The 20017-nt window shown below is 66.5% G+C and carries 29 protein-coding genes; 4 read left to right on the forward strand and 25 right to left on the reverse strand.

Annotated features, from left to right (window positions below):
• The first annotated feature begins 29 nt into the window (after positions 1-29).
• Positions 30-356 (forward strand): hypothetical protein, encoded by a 327-nt coding sequence (locus tag ASD34_RS10065; RefSeq protein WP_056576498.1) that lies wholly within the window; start codon positions 30-32, stop codon positions 354-356.
• Between the two features lie 142 nt (positions 357-498).
• On the opposite strand, the gene ASD34_RS10070 is transcribed toward ASD34_RS10065, so the two are convergent.
• The 10 genes from ASD34_RS10070 to ASD34_RS10115 all read right to left on the reverse strand — a co-directional run bounded on the left by ASD34_RS10070 (position 499) and on the right by ASD34_RS10115 (position 8784).
• Positions 499-1542: an NADP-dependent oxidoreductase gene (locus tag ASD34_RS10070; protein WP_056576501.1), complete on the reverse strand. Its 1044-nt coding sequence runs from the start codon at positions 1540-1542 to the stop codon at positions 499-501.
• 158 nt (positions 1543-1700) lie between these two features.
• Positions 1701-3008 carry a sensor histidine kinase gene (locus ASD34_RS10075; protein WP_414929870.1) on the reverse strand — a complete coding sequence of 436 codons (1308 nt, stop codon included), beginning with the start codon at positions 3006-3008 and terminating at the stop codon, positions 1701-1703.
• Between the two features lie 89 nt (positions 3009-3097).
• On the reverse strand, positions 3098-3796 hold the full coding sequence (locus ASD34_RS10080) for a response regulator transcription factor (RefSeq protein ID WP_056576506.1): 699 nt from the start codon (positions 3794-3796) through the stop codon (positions 3098-3100).
• A gap of 115 nt (positions 3797-3911) precedes the next feature.
• Positions 3912-4304: a DUF4260 domain-containing protein gene (locus ASD34_RS10085; RefSeq protein WP_235510025.1), complete on the reverse strand. Its 393-nt coding sequence runs from the start codon at positions 4302-4304 to the stop codon at positions 3912-3914.
• Positions 4305-4398: 94 nt separating this feature from the next.
• Entirely contained in the window at positions 4399-4863 is a 465-nt protein-coding gene (locus tag ASD34_RS10090) for a Spy/CpxP family protein refolding chaperone (protein WP_056576513.1), read from the reverse strand.
• Between the two features lie 83 nt (positions 4864-4946).
• Positions 4947-5330 carry a hypothetical protein gene (locus ASD34_RS10095; RefSeq protein WP_056576516.1) on the reverse strand — a complete coding sequence of 128 codons (384 nt, stop codon included), beginning with the start codon at positions 5328-5330 and terminating at the stop codon, positions 4947-4949.
• A 169-nt stretch (positions 5331-5499) separates the two neighbouring features.
• The gene (ptsP, locus tag ASD34_RS10100; RefSeq protein ID WP_056576519.1) at positions 5500-7305 is read right to left on the reverse strand and encodes a phosphoenolpyruvate--protein phosphotransferase; all 1806 of its coding nucleotides are present in this window, start codon (positions 7303-7305) and stop codon (positions 5500-5502) included.
• Between the two features lie 103 nt (positions 7306-7408).
• Positions 7409-7678 (reverse strand): HPr family phosphocarrier protein, encoded by a 270-nt coding sequence (locus ASD34_RS10105; RefSeq protein WP_056576523.1) that lies wholly within the window; start codon positions 7676-7678, stop codon positions 7409-7411.
• Positions 7647-8102 carry a PTS sugar transporter subunit IIA gene (locus tag ASD34_RS10110; RefSeq protein ID WP_056576526.1) on the reverse strand — a complete coding sequence of 152 codons (456 nt, stop codon included), beginning with the start codon at positions 8100-8102 and terminating at the stop codon, positions 7647-7649. The genes ASD34_RS10105 and ASD34_RS10110 overlap by 32 nt, the downstream gene beginning before the upstream one ends.
• Before the next feature lie 145 nt (positions 8103-8247).
• Positions 8248-8784 (reverse strand): hypothetical protein, encoded by a 537-nt coding sequence (locus ASD34_RS10115; RefSeq protein WP_056576529.1) that lies wholly within the window; start codon positions 8782-8784, stop codon positions 8248-8250.
• Between the two features lie 103 nt (positions 8785-8887).
• Here ASD34_RS10115 and ASD34_RS10120 point away from each other — a divergent pair, with 103 nt between their 5' ends.
• Entirely contained in the window at positions 8888-9385 is a 498-nt protein-coding gene (locus tag ASD34_RS10120) for a TlpA disulfide reductase family protein (RefSeq protein ID WP_056576533.1), read from the forward strand.
• Positions 9386-9537: 152 nt separating this feature from the next.
• Here the strand turns inward: ASD34_RS10120 and ASD34_RS10125 are convergent, their stop codons facing one another.
• The gene (locus ASD34_RS10125; RefSeq protein ID WP_056576536.1) at positions 9538-9984 is read right to left on the reverse strand and encodes a c-type cytochrome; all 447 of its coding nucleotides are present in this window, start codon (positions 9982-9984) and stop codon (positions 9538-9540) included.
• A 167-nt stretch (positions 9985-10151) separates the two neighbouring features.
• Between ASD34_RS10125 and ASD34_RS10130 the strand changes: the two genes are divergently transcribed.
• Both ASD34_RS10130 and ASD34_RS10135 read left to right on the forward strand, forming a co-directional pair.
• Entirely contained in the window at positions 10152-10859 is a 708-nt protein-coding gene (locus ASD34_RS10130; protein ID WP_056576540.1) for a cytochrome b/b6 domain-containing protein, read from the forward strand.
• On the forward strand, positions 10856-11446 hold the full coding sequence (locus tag ASD34_RS10135) for a GNAT family N-acetyltransferase (protein ID WP_056576542.1): 591 nt from the start codon (positions 10856-10858) through the stop codon (positions 11444-11446). Before ASD34_RS10130 ends, ASD34_RS10135 begins: the two co-directional genes overlap by 4 nt.
• 7 nt (positions 11447-11453) lie before the next feature.
• Here the strand turns inward: ASD34_RS10135 and ASD34_RS10140 are convergent, their stop codons facing one another.
• The 14 genes from ASD34_RS10140 to rpsJ all read right to left on the reverse strand — a co-directional run bounded on the left by ASD34_RS10140 (position 11454) and on the right by rpsJ (position 19937).
• Positions 11454-11960, reverse strand: a complete 507-nt coding sequence (locus ASD34_RS10140; protein ID WP_056576545.1) for a peroxiredoxin — start codon at positions 11958-11960, stop codon at positions 11454-11456.
• An 83-nt stretch (positions 11961-12043) separates the two neighbouring features.
• Complete coding sequence (rpsQ, locus tag ASD34_RS10145; RefSeq protein ID WP_056576548.1) at positions 12044-12313, reverse strand: 30S ribosomal protein S17; 270 nt, start codon at positions 12311-12313, stop codon at positions 12044-12046.
• 9 nt (positions 12314-12322) lie between these two features.
• Positions 12323-12532 carry a 50S ribosomal protein L29 gene (gene rpmC, locus ASD34_RS10150; RefSeq protein WP_056577224.1) on the reverse strand — a complete coding sequence of 70 codons (210 nt, stop codon included), beginning with the start codon at positions 12530-12532 and terminating at the stop codon, positions 12323-12325.
• A gap of 55 nt (positions 12533-12587) precedes the next feature.
• Complete coding sequence (rplP, locus tag ASD34_RS10155) at positions 12588-13004, reverse strand: 50S ribosomal protein L16 (protein ID WP_007838137.1); 417 nt, start codon at positions 13002-13004, stop codon at positions 12588-12590.
• Positions 13005-13056: 52 nt separating this feature from the next.
• Positions 13057-13968: a 30S ribosomal protein S3 gene (gene rpsC, locus ASD34_RS10160; RefSeq protein ID WP_056576551.1), complete on the reverse strand. Its 912-nt coding sequence runs from the start codon at positions 13966-13968 to the stop codon at positions 13057-13059.
• A gap of 17 nt (positions 13969-13985) precedes the next feature.
• Complete coding sequence (rplV, locus tag ASD34_RS10165) at positions 13986-14318, reverse strand: 50S ribosomal protein L22 (RefSeq protein WP_007838134.1); 333 nt, start codon at positions 14316-14318, stop codon at positions 13986-13988.
• 9 nt (positions 14319-14327) lie between these two features.
• Entirely contained in the window at positions 14328-14606 is a 279-nt protein-coding gene (rpsS, locus tag ASD34_RS10170) for a 30S ribosomal protein S19 (RefSeq protein ID WP_007838132.1), read from the reverse strand.
• 10 nt (positions 14607-14616) lie between these two features.
• Positions 14617-15441: a 50S ribosomal protein L2 gene (rplB, locus tag ASD34_RS10175; protein WP_056576555.1), complete on the reverse strand. Its 825-nt coding sequence runs from the start codon at positions 15439-15441 to the stop codon at positions 14617-14619.
• Positions 15442-15443: 2 nt separating this feature from the next.
• Complete coding sequence (gene rplW / locus ASD34_RS10180; RefSeq protein WP_056576559.1) at positions 15444-15779, reverse strand: 50S ribosomal protein L23; 336 nt, start codon at positions 15777-15779, stop codon at positions 15444-15446.
• Positions 15776-16396, reverse strand: a complete 621-nt coding sequence (gene rplD / locus ASD34_RS10185; protein WP_013543942.1) for a 50S ribosomal protein L4 — start codon at positions 16394-16396, stop codon at positions 15776-15778. The genes rplW and rplD overlap by 4 nt, the downstream gene beginning before the upstream one ends.
• The gene (gene rplC, locus ASD34_RS10190; protein ID WP_056576563.1) at positions 16396-17076 is read right to left on the reverse strand and encodes a 50S ribosomal protein L3; all 681 of its coding nucleotides are present in this window, start codon (positions 17074-17076) and stop codon (positions 16396-16398) included. Before rplC ends, rplD begins: the two co-directional genes overlap by 1 nt.
• A gap of 236 nt (positions 17077-17312) precedes the next feature.
• Positions 17313-17867, reverse strand: a complete 555-nt coding sequence (locus tag ASD34_RS10195; protein ID WP_056576566.1) for a hypothetical protein — start codon at positions 17865-17867, stop codon at positions 17313-17315.
• A gap of 17 nt (positions 17868-17884) precedes the next feature.
• Positions 17885-19471, reverse strand: coding sequence for a hypothetical protein (locus ASD34_RS10200; protein WP_056576568.1), 1587 nt, complete (start codon positions 19469-19471; stop codon positions 17885-17887).
• Positions 19472-19622: 151 nt separating this feature from the next.
• Complete coding sequence (rpsJ, locus tag ASD34_RS10205; RefSeq protein WP_007838118.1) at positions 19623-19937, reverse strand: 30S ribosomal protein S10; 315 nt, start codon at positions 19935-19937, stop codon at positions 19623-19625.
• Between the last annotated feature and the right edge of the window lie 80 nt (positions 19938-20017).

A 20017-nucleotide genomic window follows, 5' to 3' on the forward strand; every position in this document is an offset into this window, starting at 1 on the left:
GTGGAGGCTCAGGAAAAAGGAGTCACCCCATGGATCACAAGAACAGCAAGACCGAGGATTTCGAGATCACACCCAAGCTGGTGTTCGACATGAACCTGGCGCTGTATCTCGACCTGGTGGCCGCGCTGGAAGGTGCCGGGGCCGTCACCTACCGGCAGATGGCGGCGCGCGTCCTGAACATCAGCATGGACGCCCGCGCCGACGGCGACGCCGGCCTGTCGACCGTGCTGGAAGGCATCGCCCAGGGCTTTGCCGGCCACGGCGACGGTCTCTCGATCGAACTGCTGAAGGCCGCGCGCGGCCTGCGCGAGGACGATGCGATGGGCGACATTCCGATGCGGCCCATCGGCGATTGAGGTCGCTGGGACACCCGATCAGAAGGCGTGAAGAAACCGTAGCGAGCGCTCCGAGGTCGCGTCGAGGACCGGAACCGTACACCCGTACGGTGAGGACCGCAGATGCGAGATCGGAGCGCGCAGTAGGTTTATTCGTGCCTTCTCAGTCTTCGGCGACCTGCAGCACCAGCTTGCCGAAGTTCTCCCCCGCGAACAGCTTGTTCAGCGACTCGGGGAAGGTGTCGAGCCCCTTCACGACGTCTTCCTTGCTCTTCATGCGGCCGTCCTTCAGGTAGCCGGCCATCTCGGCGATAGCGATGGGATACCGGTCGGCGTAGTCGAACACCACGATGCCTTCCATGCGCGCGCGGTTCACGAGCAGGCTCAGGTAGTTCTTCGGGCCGGCGGCCGGCATGCTGTTGGCGTTGTTGTACTGGCTGATGGCGCCGCAGATGATCACGCGGGCCTTGCGCGCCAGACGTGCCAGCACCGCATCGAGAATGTCGCCGCCAACGTTGTCGAAGTAGATGTCCACGCCCTTCGGGCAATGGGTCTTGAGGCCTTCGCGCACGGCGCCTGCGCCGGCCTTGTAGTCGATGCAGGCGTCGAAGCCCAGTTCCTTCACCACCCAGTCGCACTTGGCGGCGCCGCCGGCGATGCCGACCACACGGCAGCCCTTGATCTTGGCCAGCTGGCCCACGGTCTGGCCCACGGCGCCGGCCGCGCCCGAGACGACGACGGTTTCGCCCGCCTGGGGCATGCCCACGTCCATCAGGCCGAAGTAGCCGGTCATGCCGGGCATGCCCAGCACGTTGAGCCACTGGGTGATGGTGCCCACGCGCAGGTCGACCTTCACGAGGCCGTTGCGCTTGACCTGGTCTTGCGGCACCAGCATGTATTCCTGCACGCCCAGCGTGCCGTACACGGTGTCGCCCACGGCGAACTGCGGGTTCTTCGAGGCCACCACGCGGCCGATGCCGCCGGCGCGCATCACCTCGTCGATGGCCACGGGCGGGATGTAGCTCTTGGCGTCGTTGAGCCAGCCGCGCATGGCGGGGTCGAGCGACAGCGACAGCGTCTTGACCAGCACGCCGCCCTCGTCGGGCTGGGCCACGGGCTCGGTGCTGAAGCGCCAGTGCTCGCGCGTGGCCGTGCCCTCGGGGCGCTTGGCAAGACGGACCTGATGGTTGTTGAGGGGGCTGCTCATGGTGTCTGTCTCCTTGACGTGGGTGTGCCGGGCGTCGGCGATGCAGGCGCATCGTAGTCGCGGGTCCGGGCCTCGCGCGTAGCGCAGGCGACACCCGTGCGGCGCGTGCTATCGAGGCAGGAGCAGCCTGCGCAGCGCCGACGCGACCGCCACGTGCCTCAGCCGAAACGCACGCTGATCTGCAGGCCCGGGTGCGCGTTGCGCACCGTGAGGCGGCCGCCATGCGCTTCGACGATGAGCCGGCACAGGTACATGCCGAGGCCGACACCGCCCGTCGCGCGCGCCCGCGCGCCGTCGGTGCGATAGAAGGGCTCGGTCAGGCGTTCGAGCTGCGCGTCGTCCACGCCCGGCCCGAAGTCGCGCACCTCCAGCTCGACGCCGCCTTCCACCGGCGCGCGCAAGCCCACGGTCGGTGACTGCGGCGCGCCGGCGCTGTAGCGCAGCGCGTTGTCCAGCAGGTTGCGCACCATCAGGCGCACGCGCATGCGGTCGACGGCCTGCGGCGCCAGGCCCTCCGCCAGGTCAAGCTGCACCGCCTGCGCGCCGGGCATCTCGGCCACGGTCTCGCGCACCAGCGCGGCGAGGTCGACGGGCTCGCGCTGCAACGCGGCATGCGGGCTCGCAAGGCGTTCGCTTTCGAGCAGGTCGCTGATCAGGTCGCGCATCTCGTTGAGGTCGCGCAACAGCGCCTCGCGCTCGGCCTCGCCCTCGGGCGTGGCGGGCAGCAGCTCGGCGTTGAGGCGGGCGCGCGTGAGCGGCGAGCGCAGCTCGTGGCTCAGCGCCAGCAGCAGCCCGCGCTTGGCGTCGAGCATGGCCTGGATGTCGCTGGCCATGGTGTTGACGCGCTGCGCGAGATCACCCAGGTCGTCGTTGCGGCGGATCGGAATGGGCTGCGTGAACTCGCCGCGGCCGAAGCGCTGCGCGCCCTCGCGAATGTCGATCAGCGGACGCAGCAGCCGGCTCACGAGCCCGTAGGCGACCACCACGAGCAGCAGCAGCACGCACAGCGTGGTCCAGCCGGCTGCGCGCGGCGCGAACTGCCACAGCCGGGGCGCCCAGCCGAAGATGACCTTGTGCCCGTCGGCCGTGGGTCGCACGAACCAGCGCTCGGTGGAGAACATCGACTCCTCGCGGTCGCGGTCGTGAAACCAGCCGCCGCGCGCGTGCATGTCGTTGCCCGGGTTCGATTCCCAGTTCACGGTGGGCCCGGTGATGCGGATCGTGATCGGCAGCCGGTCGACCAGCGCCTGCGCGCGCGCCGTGTCGGGCGGCGTGCCGAGCTCGGCGACGAGGCGGTCGGCGTAGTCCATGAGCATCGGCTGCGCGGCCTCGGCCCAGGTGCTGGAGAACGAGCGCTTCATGCCGCCCACGAAGACCATGGCCATCACGAGCGCGAGCACGACGAACATCATCACGATGCGCACGCGCACCGAGCTGCGCCAGCGCTGCTGCATGTGGGCATGCATGCGCGCATGCCAGTGCCGGCGCCGTTCCGCGCCGGGGCAACGGCCCTCGCCGTCCGCAGGCACAGCGCCTTCGCGCCCTCGGGACAATCTCATGAAGCGGGCTCGCCCGGCGCCACGGCCAGCGCATAGCCGGCGTTGCGCAGCGTCTTGATGCAATCGAGCGGCTCGAGCTTCTTGCGCAGCCGGCTCACCACGATGTCGACAGCCCGCGTGAAGAGCTCGGCCTCGTGGCCGCGCAGGCGGTTCAGGATGTCGTCGCGGCTGAACACCTTGCCGGGCTCGCCAGCCAGCAGTGCGAGCAGGTCGAATTCGGTGCCGGTGAGCTCCACGCGCTCGCCGCGGCGCGTGACCTGGCGCCGGTCGAGATCGATCGAGAGGCCGTCGAACACGCGCAGCTGCGCGTTGGCCGCCGCCGCTGCCGGCGTGCTGCGCTGGCGGCGCAGGATGGTCTGCACGCGTGCCACGAGTTCGCGCGGCTCGAAGGGCTTGGGCACGTAGTCGTCGGCGCCGAGTTCGAGGCCGACCACGCGGTCCATCACCTCGCCGCGCGCGGTGAGCATCACGATGGGGATGTCGCTTTCCTTGCGGATCTCGCGGCACAGTTCGAAGCCGTCCATCTCGGGCAGCATGACGTCGAGGATGGCCGCGTCGTAGTGCCCGGCGCGCAGCTTGGCGATGCCTTCGCTCGGGCGCTTGGCGCTGTCGAGCGTGCAGCCAAAGCGTGCGAAGTAGGTGGTCAGCGGCGCGGCGAGGTGTTCGTCGTCGTCGATCAGCAGGATGCGCGGCATGGCGGGATTGTGCCTCCTGGCAAAGAGAGCGCGGATGGCGAAGCTGGCAATCAATCCGGACGGCATGGCACCGCCCGGGGCGTGCCCGCCGTCAGAAAAAACCGCACGCTCGCGATCACCATGGATCGGCGCGGCCGATGCGCCCGAGGTGGGTGGACGCAAAACCGGTCGCGTACTTGAGGCCGAAGCCCAGCGCATGGTCGAGCCCGACGCGGGCCAGCCAGATCAGGCCGCCGGCCACTGCCCATGGCTGCGCCGCGAACACGCCGAACGCCAGCAGCAGCACCGGCCCGATCAGCGCATGCGCCGCGTTGTACAGCGCCGCACCGACACGCGGCCCCGCGAGGTACCCCAGCAGCGAAAGATCAGGCGCGAACAGCCACAGCGCAAACACACCCCAGCCCACGCCGAACTGGGCGTAGGCTGCAAGTGCCACGCCGAGCACGACGGCGCCTTCGAGCCGCAACACCGCACGCACGCCACCTTCAGTGGCGTTTTCGTGGGGCACCGCGGAACCGGCTTCGCCGGGCCGCAGGCGCCGCCCCCGGAGAGGGGGTAGGCGCAGCGACACGAAGTGCGCGAAGCCTGGGGGTGAGCCCAGTTCAGCCATGGCGAGACCAGCGACGGCCGCCGCGCTCCATGAAGTCGCGCACCTTCTGCTGCTGGGCGGCATTCAGGTGATCGAAGAAATCGGCCGCGGCGGCGATGACTTCGGGGCTGCCGGTGCGCACCGCGGCGGTCTTCTCTTCGATCAGGCGCGCGGCGCCGGCCTGGTCGAGCGTGTTGCCCGCGAACAGCGCCTTGAACTGCGAGCGCGGGTCGCCCGATCCGCCCGCACCGCGCATCGCCTGGCGCTGCGCCTGCAGCTTCTCGGCGAGCACGGTGAGCTTCTGCTTCTGCGCGGCGTCGAGTTCGAGCTTGCTGCCGACGCGCTCGACCATCTTGGCGCGGAACTCGGCGCTGTCGCCGCCCCAGCCGTGGCGGTGGCCGGCACAGCCGGCGATGCTGCCGGCCACGACGGCCAGGCCGGCGAATCCGAACAGGGTTCGTTTGATCCAGTGCTTCATAGGGGTGCTCCTTCATGCGCCCCTGCGCGGGGCGGCTTCGGTGATGGACGAGGCGACGGCGGCGATCCATGCGCCGCAGTGGCTCAGAGGCGGTTGCCGCTGTCGCGCGCGGCGGCGGCGCGCGCGTCGACGGGGTTCTGCATCGTCGAGATGACCTTGCTGTTCACGCGCGAGCCGGAGGTCACGTTCTGGTCGGGGGCGGCAGCGGTGCGCACGGCCTCGGCGATGACGCGGGCGCGGTCGGTCGACACGGCCACGGTCTCGGGACCGCGCGAACCCCGCACGACGTTCTGGTCGGGGGCGGTGGCCGTGCGCACGGCTTCGGCGGCGACGTCGGCGCGGCTCAGGGCCGACACGGGGGCGTGGACGCCTTGATAAGTTTCGGCCTTGGCGCCGGCGGCGGCGAGCATGGCGAAGGAACCGACAGCGATGAGCTGGGCGAGGGGCAGAGACGACTTGACGATCATGATGCAGGCCTTTCTTTCAGGGGGTTGGAAGAGGAGACCTGATGGTGCGCGTCGATGCCCGGCGAGTCCTTTCACGGCCGTATCGCCGTATTTCGGTTTGTTTCACTCGCCCCGCACCCCACCACTTTCACGGTGAATTACGAAGACAAAGGTATGCGAAAGCGCGGGCTCAGCCCGCCAGTGCGGCCGCGGGATCGTCCGCGTCGAGCACGCCCTGCGCCCAGGGTTCGAGCTTGCCGGTGTCGGCGCGCAGCACTTCCTGCTTCACGGCGAGGATGCGCGACGGGTGCATCGAGAAGCTGCGCAAGCCCAGGCCCAGCAGCAGGCGGGTGAAGGCGACATCGCCCGCCATCTCGCCGCACACCGACACCCCCTTGCCCTGGCGACGGCACTCGGTGATGGTGTCGGCCACAAGCTTGAGCACCGCGGGGTGCGCGGGGTCGTACAGGTGGGCGACGGCTTCGTCGGCGCGGTCGATGGCCAGCGTGTACTGGATCAGGTCGTTGGTGCCGATCGACAGAAAGTCGAAGTGCTTCAGGAAGGTCTTGAGGGTGAGCGCCGCGGCCGGGATCTCGATCATCGCGCCGAGCTTCACGTGGCCGTACACGGCACCGCGGTTGTCGAGTTCCGCGCGCGCGAAGTCGATCAGCGAGAGCGTCTGGCGGATCTCGCTGGCGTGCGCGAGCATCGGAATGAGCAGGTGGATCTCGCCGTGCGCCGCCGCGCGCAGGATGGCGCGCAGCTGCGTGAGGAACATCGCCGGATCGGCCAGGCTCCAGCGGATGGCGCGCAGCCCGAGCGCGGGGTTCAGGTGCTCCTGCTTGCTGGCGGACTTGCCATCGAGCGGCTTGTCGGCGCCGACGTCGATGGTGCGGATGGTGACGGGCATGCCCTGCATGCCCTCGACCGCGCGCTTGTAGGCCTGGTACTGCTCTTCTTCGTCGGGCAGGCGTGTCTGGCGCGCCGAGTTCTCGCGGCCCATGAAAAGGAATTCGGAGCGAAACAGTCCTACGCCCACGGCGCCGGCCTTCACGGCGCCGGCCGTGTCCTCGGGCATCTCGATGTTGGCCAGCAGCTCGACGCGCTGGCCGTCGAGCGTGACGGCGGGCTTGTGGCGCAGCCGCGCAAGCCGGCCGCGTTCGAGGTCGCCCTGGCGCTGCTTGAAGCCGTACTCGGCCAGGATGATCGGCGACGGGTCGACGATCATCACGCCGGCGTCGCCATCGATGATGACCCAGTCGTCCTGGCGCACCAGCTGGCTCGCGGAGCGTGCGCCGACGATGGCCGGGATGTCCATGCTGCGCGCGACGATGGCGGTGTGCGAGGTGCGCCCGCCCACGTCGGTGACAAAGCCGGCGAACACGCTCTTCTTGAACTGCAGCATGTCGGCCGGCGAGAGGTCGTGCGCGATGAGCACCAGCGGCACGTCGAAGCCGTCGCCCGCGGTGGGGTCGTCGTCTTCGTCGTCGTGGTGCGCGGCTGCGCGCTTGCGGCGCGGCGGGCTCGGCGCGAGCACGGCGGCCGTGCCCTTCATGCGATGCAGCATGCGCTCGACCACCTGTTCGAGGTCGGCCTTGCGCTCGCGCAGGTACGGGTCCTCCATCTCGTCGAACTGGCGCGCGATGACCTCGAGCTGCGTGGTCAGCGCCCATTCGGCGTTGTACAGCCGCTCGCTGATCCAGTGCTTCACGCCGCCGCTCAGGACCTCGTCCTGCAGCAGCATCTGGTGCACCTCGAGCAGCGCCGCGAGCTCGTGCGGGGCGTCGTTCGGGCCCATCTGCGCCACGCTGGCCTGCAGTTTCGTGAGCTCGTCGGCCACCGCGTTGCGCGCGGTGCGCACGCGGTCGATTTCGGTCTCGATCTCGTCGGGCTTGATGAAGTAGTGCGCCACGTCGATGCGGCTGGACACCACCAGCACCGCGCGGCCGATGGCAATGCCACGGGCGACGGGAAGACCGTGGACTGCGAAGGTCATGCGCGTGGACCGAAGGTCATCGGCCGCCGCCGGGCCGTCCCAAGGCGGCCGAGCCCCCTCGGGGGGCAGCGACGACACGCAGTGCGGAGCGTGGGGGCCACAGTCATTCGCCTTCGCCGAATTTGTCGTCCATGAGCTGGACGATGGCGTTCATGGCTTCTTCTTCCTGCGGGCCGTTGGTCTCGAGCTCGACGGTCACGCCGAGGCCGGCGGCCAGCATCATGACGCCCATGATGCTCTTGGCATTGATGCGGCGGTCGCCGCGCGACAGCCACACCTCGCACGGGTAGCTGCCGGCGAGCTTGGTCAGCTTGGCCGACGCGCGTGCGTGCAGGCCCAGCTTATTGCTGATGGTCACGGATTTCTTGATCACTGTGCTTTCTTTTCGCCTGGTTCTGGGGAGCCGCCACCGCCACCTGCATGACGCCGGCAGTGCCGCCCGCGAGCGCGCGCTGCACCAGCGTCTCGAGCGGTTCGTGGCGGTAGGTGACGGCGCGCAGCAGCATCGGCAGGTTGACACCGGCCACGAGCCGCGAGCGCACGCCGTCCACCAGCTTCTGCGCGACGTTGCAGGGTGTGGCACCGAACACGTCGGCCAGCACCAGCACCTGCGAGCGCGGCGCATGGAGTTGCTGCGCGAGCGTGATGCGCGCGGCGGCCAGCGTTTCCTCGGGCGACACGTTGGGCAGCACGTCGAGCGCCACGACCGCCTGCTCGCAGTCGGGGAACACATGCAGCGCGCATTGCCGCAGCGCCTGTGCGAACGGGGAATGGGCAATGATGAGGATGCTGTTCATGCGGCTCGGAGGACGACGCGTCGATTATGCGGGGGCGCCCAGAGGAAGTAGAGACATGGAGGACACAACGCGCCAGCCGGGGAATGCGGCCATTTGCGCCGCGGCAACAGCTACAAAAACGATAGCTGCGCCTCGCGGCCCGGACTCATGGCAGGCGCAGGCCCTCGAAGAAGGTCTTGGTCGCCTCGGGCGAGGACGGACGGCCGAGCACGGTGGCCTGGTAGAGCGACACGCTGCCGTCTTTCTGCGACTGCGCGAACCAGAGCACCTGGACCGGCGCCACGCCCTGCTGCGCCGATTGCCCGTCGAGCCGCCACGGTGCGGGAACGGCCGTGGCGCGCGGCAATGTGGCCGGTCCCTGGATCACCTGCGCCACGCCCAGTTGGCCGTGCGTGGCTGTGCGCCAGGCCGTGAGCCAGGCCTCCGCCTGCGCCGGGCTGGTGGCGGCGGCATGGGCCACGGCGAAGGTCGCGCCGCCGGCTTCGCAGCCGGTCATGTCGACCTGCACCGACTCGGCGCCCAACGGCAGCGCGCGCTGGGCGCGGTCGGCCTTGCAGGGCAGCAGCGCGACCAGGCCGGCGTCGGCGATCGGCACTTCGCGCCAGTTGAAGGTGGGGCTGCAGGCGCCCAGTGCGGCGGCCAGGGCCAGCACGGGCCAGGAAGGGGAAGGAAGCGATGGCATCGAAGGGCGATTATCGAACGGCCTTCGAGAGGATGAAGGCCGTATGCGGACGCGATCCGGCACGCGGAACTAAAATCGCCGCGCCTCTCTCATTCAGGTGCCCATGAAAAAATACCTCGCTGCCGCCGCCGTCGTGATCGCCCTGGCCGCCGGCGTGGGCGTGTACCTCGGTTCGGGCAGCACGGCCGCTCCGGCCTCGACCTTCGTGCTGCTCGACGGCACCACCAAGAGCACGGCCGACCTGAAGGGCAAGGTCACGCTGGTCAACTTCTGGGCCACGAGCTGCGTGACCTGCGTGGCCGAGATGCCCAAGGTGATCTCGACCTACGACAAGTACAAGGCCAAGGGCTACGACACGCTGGCCGTGGCCATGAGCTACGACCCGCCGAGCTACGTCGTCAACTTTGCCGAGACGCGCAAGCTGCCGTTCAAGGTGGCAATCGACAACACCGGCAGCGTGGCGCAGGCCTGGGGCGACGTGAAGCTCACGCCAACCACCTTCATCGTCAACAAGAAGGGCGAGATCGTGAAGCGCTATGTGGGTGAGCCCGACTTTGCCGAGCTGCACAAGCTGATCGAAAAACTGCTGGCGGAAGCTTGACTCGCCCCCAGGCTGCGCGCACTTCGTGTCGCGCGCGCCTTCCCCCTGCCCGGGGGCGATACCAGCGGCCCGGCAAAGCCGGTTCCGCGGTATCCCTGGAATGAAAAAGGCGCTCCTTGCGGAGCGCCTTTTTCATTGCGAAAGCCCGCGGCTTACTGGTTGCGGAAGCTGTCGTGGCAGGCCTTGCAGCTCGCGCCGGTCGGGCCGAACTGGGCCTTGAGCGCGTCGATATTGCCGGCCTTGGCGGCAACCACCAGCTTGCCGGTCTCGGCGATGACCTTGTCCTGGTGTTCCTTGAACTTCGCGGCTTCCTTCCAGACCTCGGGCTTGGCTTTGCCGCCCTCGGTGCCCGCGCCGAAGCCGGCCCAGGGCAGCTTGGCCATGTCGGCCACGACCTCGGCATTGGCGGCAGCGGCGGCGGCGTCGTAGGGCACGCGGCCGTTGGCCATGGCGCCGAGACGTCCGAAGTGCTGGCCCATCACGAAGAGCGCGCTCTGGCGGTACTTGATGGCGTCCTCGGGCTTGGCGAACTGTGCCGCGGCGGGCAGGGACATCACAGCGCAGGCGGCTGCGAGGGCGAGCGAAGCAAAACGGATCATCGTGGGTCCTTCCTTCAGGGTGTGGGGGTTTCGGCACCGTCGAACGCGGTGCTGCAGGCAGTGTAGGGGTTGCCCGTGTCGGGCGCATAGCAACAACCCGGTGCAACGACCGGGCCGGACTTTGCTAATCTGCGCCTTCCGCAGCCTCGCGCCCCGGCGCTTTTTCGATGACCGACACCCTCTCGGTGGCCCGCACACGCGTCTGGGACCTGCCGACCCGCCTCTTTCATTGGGCGCTCGCCTTCGCCGTGATCGGCCTGATCGTGACGGGCCTGAACGGCATCATGGAATGGCATTTCCGCCTCGGCTACACCGTGCTGGCGCTGCTGCTGTTTCGCCTGGTCTGGGGTTTCGTGGGCGGACGCTGGTCGCGGTTCGCGGCCTTCATCTACGCCCCGGGCTCGGTCATCGCCTACCTGCGTGGCAAATCACACCCCGACCACCTGATCGGCCACACGCCACTGGGCGCGCTGTCGGTGTTCGCCGTGCTGGCGCTGCTGATCCTGCAGGTTGCCACCGGGCTGATGGCCGACGACGAGATTTCCGCCTCCGGGCCACTGACCCGTTTTGTCTCGGGCGCCATGGTGAGCCTGGCAACCGGCTGGCACAAGGCGCAGGGCAAGTGGATCGTGATTGTCCTCGTGAGCCTGCATGTGCTGGCGGTGCTGTTCTATGTGCTGGTCAAGCGGCACCGGCTGGTCGGGCCCATGCTGTCGGGCGACAAGCTGGTGGTCGCGGGTGCCGCCTCCAACAGCCATCGGAATGGCAACGACGTGGCCTCGAGCCGGGACGATGCGGCATCGCGCACGCTGGCACTGGTGCTGTTCGCGCTGTGCGCGGGCGTGGCGTTCTGGGTGGCGTCGTTGCGCGTATGAGCGGCTTTTCCGTCTCTCGCCCGCTGCCGCTGTCGGACCTGCCGGCCGTGGTGCTCCTCACGCCCGAGGAACCGCATGAGTTCGAGGCCGTGCGCGCGATCTTTCGCGACTACGCGAGCTCGCTGGCCATCGACCTCGGCTTCCAGGACTTCGACGGTGAGTTGGCCGGCCTGCCCGGCGACTATGCCGAGCCGCGCGGCACCTTGCTGCTCGCGCTGGTCGATCCCGCCCATGTGAACGAAGACGCAGGCCGCGCCGTGCCCATGCTGAAGCGTGCCGACTGCACGCTCGCCCACGTGGCGGGCTGCTGCGCGCTGCGCCCGCTCGACAACACGGACTACGCGAACGCGGCGGAAATGAAACGCCTGTATGTTCGCCCCGGGTTCCGGGGCCTCGGGCTCGGCCGGCAACTGGCCGAAGCCATCCTGGATGCGGCGCGCAGCGCGGGCTATGCCTGCGTGCTGCTCGACACCCTCAACGACATGGAGTCGGCGCGCGCCCTCTACGAAGACCTGGGTTTCGCGGAGGTGCCGCCCTACTATCACAACCCCGTCGCCGGGGCTCATTACCTCAAAGTCGAGCTCTAAGCCGACTTCAACCGCGGGCTTGTGCGAGCAGCGTGTCGGCGTCGCTCACTTCGAACTTGCCCGGGCCTTCGACGTTCAGCGTCGCGACCTTGCCGTCCTTCACGAGCATCGAATAACGGTTGCTGCGCAGGCCCATGCCGCGGCCGGTCAGGTCGAGCGTGAGGCCGGTGGCTTTGGCGAAATCGGCACTGCCGTCGGCCAGCATGCGCACCTTGGTGCCGGTCTTCTGGTCGCGCGCCCAGGCGCCCATCACGAAGGCGTCATTCACGCTCACACACCAGATCTCGTCCACGCCGGCGGCCTTGAAGTCGTCGAAGTGCTGCACATAGCCCGGCACGTGCTTGGCCGAGCAGGTGGGCGTGAAAGCGCCCGGCAGTGCGAACAGCGCGATGGTCTTGCCCGCCGTGGCCTTGGTCACGTCGACCGGGTTCGGGCCGATGCTGCAGCCTTCGCCCTCGACTTCGGAATATTCCTGCAGGGTGGCCGAAGGAAGGGTGTCGCCGACTTTGATCATGTAATTAGCTCCTGAAAAAGAAAAACGGCCCACATTGTGGGCCGTTTTCGGATGGGTTGCCTCGGGGGCAACCGAGTGCTTGATCAGACCAGGGCGGCCTTCTCGACCAGACGGGTCACAACCCAGTTCTTGGTCTTCGAGATCGGACGGCTTTCCGTGATCTCGATGGTGTCGCCCAGCTTGTACTCGCCCTTTTCGTCATGGGCGTGGTACTTGCTCGTCTTGGCCACGATCTTGCCGTAGAGCTCGTGCTTCACACGGCGCTCGACCAGCACGGTCACGGTCTTGGCACGCTTGTCGCTGACCACCTTGCCGATCAAGGTGCGCTTGAGGGATTTTTTAGCTTCCGTCATGTTCACTCCTTACTTGGCGGCTTGGGTCTCTTGCTCTTTCTGAGCAAGAATGGTCTTGGCGCGCGCGATGTCGCGACGCGTCACGCGCAGCGTCGTGGTGTTCGACAGCTGCTGCGTGGCCTTCTGCATGCGCAGGCCGAAATGGGCCTTCTGCAGATCCTTGATTTCGGCTTGCAGGCCTGCGACGTCCTTCGTGCGCAGGGTTGCAGCCTTCGTCACCTTGGCCGAAGCCGCGGTTTCCTTCTTCTTACGGGTTGCCATGGGTGTTCTCCTCTCAGGCGCCGAGCTGGCGAGCGACGAACGTCGTACGCAGCGGAAGCTTGGCGGCGGCCAGGCGGAACGCTTCGCGGGCGAGTTCTTCGGGCACGCCGACGATCTCGAACACGATCTTGCCAGGCTGAATTTCAGCGACGTAGTACTCGGGGTTGCCCTTACCGTTACCCATCCGCACTTCAGCGGGCTTGGTAGAGATTGGCTTGTCCGGGAACACGCGGATCCAGATACGGCCACCGCGCTTCACGTGACGCGAAATCGCGCGACGAGCGGCTTCGATCTGGCGCGCCGTGAGGCGGCCGCGGTCGGTGCATTTGAGACCGAAATCACCAAACGCAACCGAGTTACCCGTGGTTGCGATGCCGGTGTTGCGGCCCTTTTGTTCCTTGCGGAACTTTCTGCGTGCAGGTTGCAGCATGTTTTGTTACTCCGTGAGGGCCCCAGGCACTTGCGTGCCCGGGAGCGACCGATTACTCGGTCTTGGCACCGTCCGCTGCTGCAGCGGGCGCGGCTTTGCGGACGCGCTTAACGGCGGGTTTCGAGTCTGCACCGGCACCGCCGGTTGCTTCTGCGGGCTTGTCGCTGCCATCGGCCGGAGCGGTGTTGCCACCGATCGGACCACGGGCACCGGCACGGGGGCCGGGACCACGGCGGTCGCCACCCGGACGGTCGCCAGGGCGACCATCACGGCGGGGACCACGCGGGCGGCGCTCTTCGTCCGGACGCGGCGTTTCGACGGCGGGCAGGTCGTTACGACCCAGCGTGTCGCCCTTGTAGACCCAGACCTTGACGCCGATGACGCCGTACGTGGTCTTGGCTTCCGAGGTGCCGTAGTCGATGTCGGCGCGCAGCGTGTGGAGGGGCACGCGACCTTCGCGGTACCACTCGCAACGAGCGATTTCGATGCCGTTCAGGCGGCCCGACGACATGATCTTGATGCCCAGGGCACCCAGACGCATGGCGTTTTGCATGGCGCGCTTCATGGCACGGCGGAACATGATCCGCTTTTCGAGCTGTTGCGTGATGCTGTCAGCGATCAGCTGCGCATCGATTTCGGGCTTGCGCACTTCCTCGATGTTCACTGCCACCGGCACGCCGAGCTGCTTGCCCAGTTCGCGCTTGAGGTTCTCGATGTCTTCGCCCTTCTTGCCGATCACGACGCCCGGACGAGCCGAGTAGATCGTGATGCGTGCGTTCTTGGCGGGACGCTCGATCATGACGCGCGACACCGAAGCGTTCTTCAGCTTCTTCTTCAGGTATTCGCGAACCTTGATGTCTTCGGCCAGCATGCCCGCGAAATCGCGGTCGCTTGCGTACCAACGGCTGGACCAGTTACGGGTGACCGCAAGGCGGAACCCGGTTGGGTGGATTTTCTGTCCCATATTTCTTCCAGGCCTTCTTAGTTGCCAACCGTCACGTACACATGGCACGTGGGCTTGCTGATGCGATTGCCGCGACCCTTGGCGCGCGCCGTGAAGCGCTTGAGCGTTGCACCTTGCTCGACGTAGATGGTCTTGACCTTCAGCTCGTCGATGTCGGCACCGTCGTTGTGCTCGGCGTTGGCGATGGCCGACTCGAGCACCTTCTTGATGATCACAGCGGCCTTCTTCTGCGTGAATTGCAGAACGTTGAGCGCTTGATCGACCTTCTTGCCGCGGATCAGGTCCGCGACCAGACGGCCCTTGTCGACCGACAGGCGGACACCGCGGAGGACTGCACGTGTTTCAGACATGGTCGTTCCTTACTTCTTCTGGACTTTTTTGTCCGCGGGGTGCCCCTTGAACGTGCGCGTGAGCGCAAATTCGCCGAGCTTGTGGCCGACCATCTGGTCGGTGATGTACACGGGCACGTGTTGCTTGCCGTTGTGCACAGCGATGGTCAGACCGATGAACTCGGGCAGAACCATCGAGCGGCGCGACCAGGTCTTGATCGGCTTCTTGTCCTTGGTCGTCACGGCCTTGTCGGCCTTGGCCACGAGGTGGTGGTCGACGAAAGGACCCTTTTTGAGAGAGCGAGTCATTGGCTATCCCTTACTTCTTGCGACGCGACACGATGAAGACCTGCGTGCGCTTGTTGTTACGGGTGCGATAGCCCTTGGTCAGATTGCCCCACGGGTCGACAGGATGGCGGCCTTCGCCAGTCTTGCCTTCGCCACCACCGTGCGGGTGGTCGACCGGGTTCATCACCACGCCGCGAACGGTCGGGCGGATACCCATGTGACGCTTCACACCGGCCTTGCCGAGCTGGCGCAGGCTGTGTTCTTCGTTGGCCACTTCACCGATGGTCGCGCGGCATTCGATGTGAATGCGGCGGACTTCGCCCGAACGCATGCGGACCTGGGCGTAAACGCCTTCACGGGCCAGCAGCGTGGCCGAGGTACCAGCCGAACGAGCGATCTGCGCACCCTTGCCGGGTTGCAGCTCGATGCAGTGGATCGTCGAACCCACGGGGATGTTGCGGATCGGCAGGGTGTTGCCGGCGCGGATCGGGGCTTCTGCGCCCGACATCAGCGTTGCACCAGCTTCCAGACCGCGCGGGGCGATGATGTAGCGGCGCTCGCCGTCGGCGTAGCAGACCAGAGCGATGTGGGCGGTGCGGTTCGGGTCGTACTCGATGCGTTCGACCTTGGCTGGGATGCCGTCCTTGTTGCGCACGAAGTCGACAATGCGGTAGTGGTGCTTGGCACCACCGCCACGATGGCGGATCGTGATGTGACCGTTGTTGTTACGGCCGGCCTTCTGGAACTGGGGTTCCAGCAGGGCTGCGTGAGGCGCACCCTTGTGCAGGTGGTCACGCGAAATCTTCACCGCGCCGCGTTGGCCCGGCGAAGTGGGTTTCATCTTGATGACGGCCATGATTAAGCGCCTTCCCCGACGAGGTTGAGCTCTTGACCGGCCTTCAGCGTCACATAAGCCTTGCGAACGTTGTCGCGGCGGCCGATGGACTTGCCAAAGCGCTTGGTCTTGCCCTTGGTGTTGAGCACCGACACGCCCTGGACTTCGACCTTGAACATCAGTTCAACAGCGGCCTTGATCTCGGGCTTGGTGGCGTCTTGCAGCACCTTGAAAGTGACAGCGTTCGACTTCTCGCCGACCATCGTGGCCTTTTCGGACACGATCGGTGCGACCAGCACGTTCATGAGACGGCCTTCGTCGAACTTACGTTGTGCAGGGGTGGGGTTCACGCGGCTCATGCGAACATCTCCTTGAGCTTGTCGACGGCACCCTTGGTGACCAGCACCTTCTTGTAGTGAACCAGCGACACCGGATCGGCGTAACGGGGTTCGACCACGAGGATGTTGACCAGATTGCGCGAGGCAAGGTACAGGTTTTCGTCGACTTCTTCGGCGATCACGAGCACGGACTCGAGATTCATTGCCTTGAAACGGGCTGCCAGCGGCTTCGTCTTGGGCGAATCCACGGTCAGCGAATCGACCACGGCCAGACGGCCTTCGCGAGCGAGCTGCGAGAAGATGGCGGCCATGCCGGCGCGGTACATCTTCTTGTTGATCTTCTGCGAGAAGTTTTCGTCAGGCATGTTCGGGAAGATACGGCCGCCTCCGCGCCACAGGGGCGAGGACGTCATACCGGCACGGGCGCGGCCCGTTCCCTTTTGCTTGAAAGGCTTCTTGGTCGAGTGCTTGACCTGCTCGCGGTCCTTCTGGGCGCGCGTGCCTTGGCGGGCATTGGCCTGGAATGCAACGACGATCTGGTGGACCAGGTCTTCGTTGTAGTCACGGCCGAACACGGTCTCGGGGGCGTCGTACTTCGACGCGGCCTGGCCTTGTTCGTTCAGGAGTTCGAGTTGCATTACTTCGCTCCTTCAGCCGCTTGCGGCTTGGCCTTGATGGCGGGACGCACGGTGACGAAGCCACCCTTCGAACCCGGGATCGCGCCCTTGATGAGCAGCAGCTGACGTGCTTCGTCGATGCGGAACACGTCGAGGTTTTGCGTCGTGCGGGTGACGTCGCCGAGGTGGCCCGTCATGCGCTTGCCGGGGAACACGCGACCGGGGTCTTGTGCCATGCCGATCGAGCCGGGCACGTTGTGCGAACGGCTGTTACCGTGCGATGCGCGCTGCGAGCTCATGTTGTGACGCTTGATCGTGCCGGCGTAGCCCTTGCCGATGGTCGTGCCTTGCACGTCCACCTTCTGGCCCACGGAGAACACGCTGCCTGCCGCGATCACGCCGCCAGCCTTGTGCTGACCTGCGGTATCGGCGGTGACACGGAATTCCTGGCTGATCTCGCCAGCTTCGACACCTGCCTTGGCAAGGTGGCCGGCTTGCGGCTTGGTCACGCGCGATGCTTTGCGCGAACCGAACGTCACCTGCAGGGCGACGTAGCCATCGGTCTCTTGGGACTTGATCTGGGTCACACGGTTGTTGGACACATCCACCACCGTGACAGGAACTGCGTCCCCGTCATCGGTGAAGAGACGCATCATCCCCACCTTGCGGCCCAGCAACCCGAGGGAGTTGCTCAGACTCATTTGTTTTCTCCAAAAATGGAAGACTTCCTTCGCCGCTGCCACTTCAATTGGCGACAGCGTTTGGCTGGTTTCCCGGCCTGCGAAAGAAGGTTGATAAATCTCTGCCAAAACGACGCCCGAATGGACGCAACAAGGGCAGAGCCAGAGATTATAGCCCGTAGCCGAGCCGGGGCGCAAGTGGCCCTTTCCGGGCCGGATTCAGGGGATTCCGGCCCCGTTTCGGCTGGCTTTCGAGCCTATTTCGCGGGCAGCGAGATGATGTTGTCGCCGCCTGGCAGCGACTTGATCTCGCCGCCGGCCTTCATCGCGGGCGCCGCCGCGCCAGTCTGGATCGGGATGGAAATGGCGCTGGTCCGGCCGCCCTGCGTGATGAACACGTTCAGGTAGGCCAGCCCCTCGCCCTGGCTGACCACCGTGACGGAAGCGTCGGAGCGCTGCCCCGGCGGCAGGCTCAGCGACGCGCTGCCGGACAGCGTCAGCCCCGCATCGACCGTCAGTGCCACGCTGGCGCCCGCAGGGTCGCTGACGCCGTCGAACTGGAGGACAACGACCGTCGGCTTGCCGGCCTGCGGCGCGGCGCCCAGCCGGTACTGCAGTTTGACGCCGGAGTCATTGGGTTTTCTCGAGGCGGCCACCCAGGGCGTGGCGGAGCCCTTCAGGTCCGCAGGCGACGACTTCGCGGTAGTGCGGATCGGCGGCATTCCGTCGGCCAGGGCGCAGACCGGGAGCGCGGACAGTGCAAGTCCCGCCGCCAGTGCAGCGGCCAGAGAGAGGCGAGTGTTCAGGATCATCGCGAGCCTTCCCTTCCTTATTGAACGAGCACGCTGAGGCACACCGGCGAAGCAGAGGAACTCGTCATTGCGGCATCCCGTACCGCCAGAACGTACTCACCCGCGCTCAGGCTGACCCGGTTGCCCGACCGGGCGATCTCCCCACCCCGGAAGACGTCGAAGTCCGGCACCGCGGCGCCCCCGACCGTGACTTGGTAGTCCCGGTTCGCTGGCGCGGTGAAGCGAAGGTAGGCGATGTTGCCGAGCTTGTTGCCCGTGCCCGCCACATTGGAAACACAGACGTTGTTGAGCATTGCACCAACAGTCAAGGCCTGGTACATCGGCAGCACGCCGGTCACGGTGGGCAACCCGCCATCGTTCGTTTCGCCCGCGCCGAATGCATCGTTGGAGATGATGTTCTGCGCACTCAGCAGGCTGTTCAGCGCCGAGGCGTTGCCAGGCGACGTCGCATTGAACGCGGCGGCGAAGGCGTGGATCGACGTGACCGGCGCGCCGCTTCGGAACTGGAAGCCGGTCAAGGTGTCGTGGATGGGCTTGAAGCCGGCCTGCCGGTTGAGGTTCCACAGGATGGCCTGGACAGATGACTCGCGGGACCAGCCGGGATTGCTTGTAGGACCACGCGAGAGATCCAACGGGCTGCCCCCCCTTTGCTGCGGCAGCTTTGAGTCGACATAGTTGCTTCGTTCCAGGGCAATGCCTGACCACGCATTACCCCAACCCTCGGAGAAAGCAAGGCGCCGATCGAGACGATCGTCCATCGAATGCCCGCCTCCGATCGAGTCATCCCGACTGAAGGCCGATTGGTAGTAGTGCCCCCATTCGTGCGCGATCACTGGTGCATCGAACTCGTCGGTGTCCACATCCTCCTTGCCCAGCACGTAGATCTGCCGACCGTTGCTTCCGCTGTTGAAGAAGAAGGTCGTGCCAATCTGTCCCGCCGAAAGATTGATTCCGTCCGACGGCGCGTTGTTGACGCTCCAGAAAACCTTCAGCACAGGAAACGCCGAGGCCGGCGCCACCGACAGCACCTTCTGCATCGAGGTGTAGACCGTGTCGAGCACGGCGAACGGCGCTGCGACGCGCGTTCCGCTGTAACCAGAGCCTCCCCAGCCGCTGTCCGCGCGCAGGTCGCGCGTCAGCGCCGCGCTTCCCGACGAGAAGCTCGCCGACTGCATCGAATAGAGCGCGTCGCTGCGGGTGTTGTCGCGCACCGTCACATCCCAGGTGGCGCCCGGGCCAGTCCGGGTCAGTTGGGCACGCACGCGCACGGCGATGTTCGTGTTGGCCGGCACCGAGACCGTGTAGTTGCCGTTGTCGTCCGTGGTCGTCAGCGCGAGTTGCGCCGACGTGCTGGCATCGAGCACCTCCACCGTGGCGCCGCGCACCGGCTTGACCGTGGTGTTTGCATACAGGAGCGGACCGCTGTCGTTCGGCACCGAGTCGTAGGTGGCCTTGCCGCTCAGGGCAACCGGATTCAGCACGATCGGCGGGCCAATGGGCAACCCACCACCGCCTCCGCCACCGCCTCCTCCCCCACCGCAACCCGCCAGCAATGCCACGGCGACGCACGCCGCACCGAATGCAAAAGAGAACTTCTGGCTCATCACGTGTGCTGCCCTCGTTTCAGCCCCGGCGCACTGCGTCCTGCAGGCCGGTGCGCGAGGATGCCACAGTTGATAAACAAACGTGAAGCACAAAAAAGCCCGCCTGCATTTCTGCAGGCGGGCTGTGCTCGGAATGCGACGCGAGGTCGAATTACTGCAGCTTGATCTCGACGTCGACGCCGGCCGGCAGGTCGAGCTTCATCAGCGCGTCCACGGTCTTGTCGGTGGGATCGACGATGTCCATCAGGCGCTGGTGCGTGCGGATTTCCAGCTGGTCGCGCGACGTCTTGTTGACGTGCGGCGAACGCAGGATGTCGAAGCGCTTCATGCGGGTCGGCAGGGGCACGGGGCCCTTGACGATCGCGCCGGTGCGCTTGGCGGTGTCCACGATTTCAGCGGCCGACTGGTCGATCAGCTTGTAGTCGAATGCCTTCAGGCGGATGCGGATCTTTTGCTTGGTAGCCATGGTGATTCCTTTGCGTCCGGCTTAGATGTCGAGGATCTTGGCCACGACGCCCGAACCCACGGTACGGCCGCCTTCACGGA

Source organism: Variovorax sp. Root473 (assembly GCF_001426505.1).
Taxonomy (GTDB): domain Bacteria; phylum Pseudomonadota; class Gammaproteobacteria; order Burkholderiales; family Burkholderiaceae_C; genus Variovorax.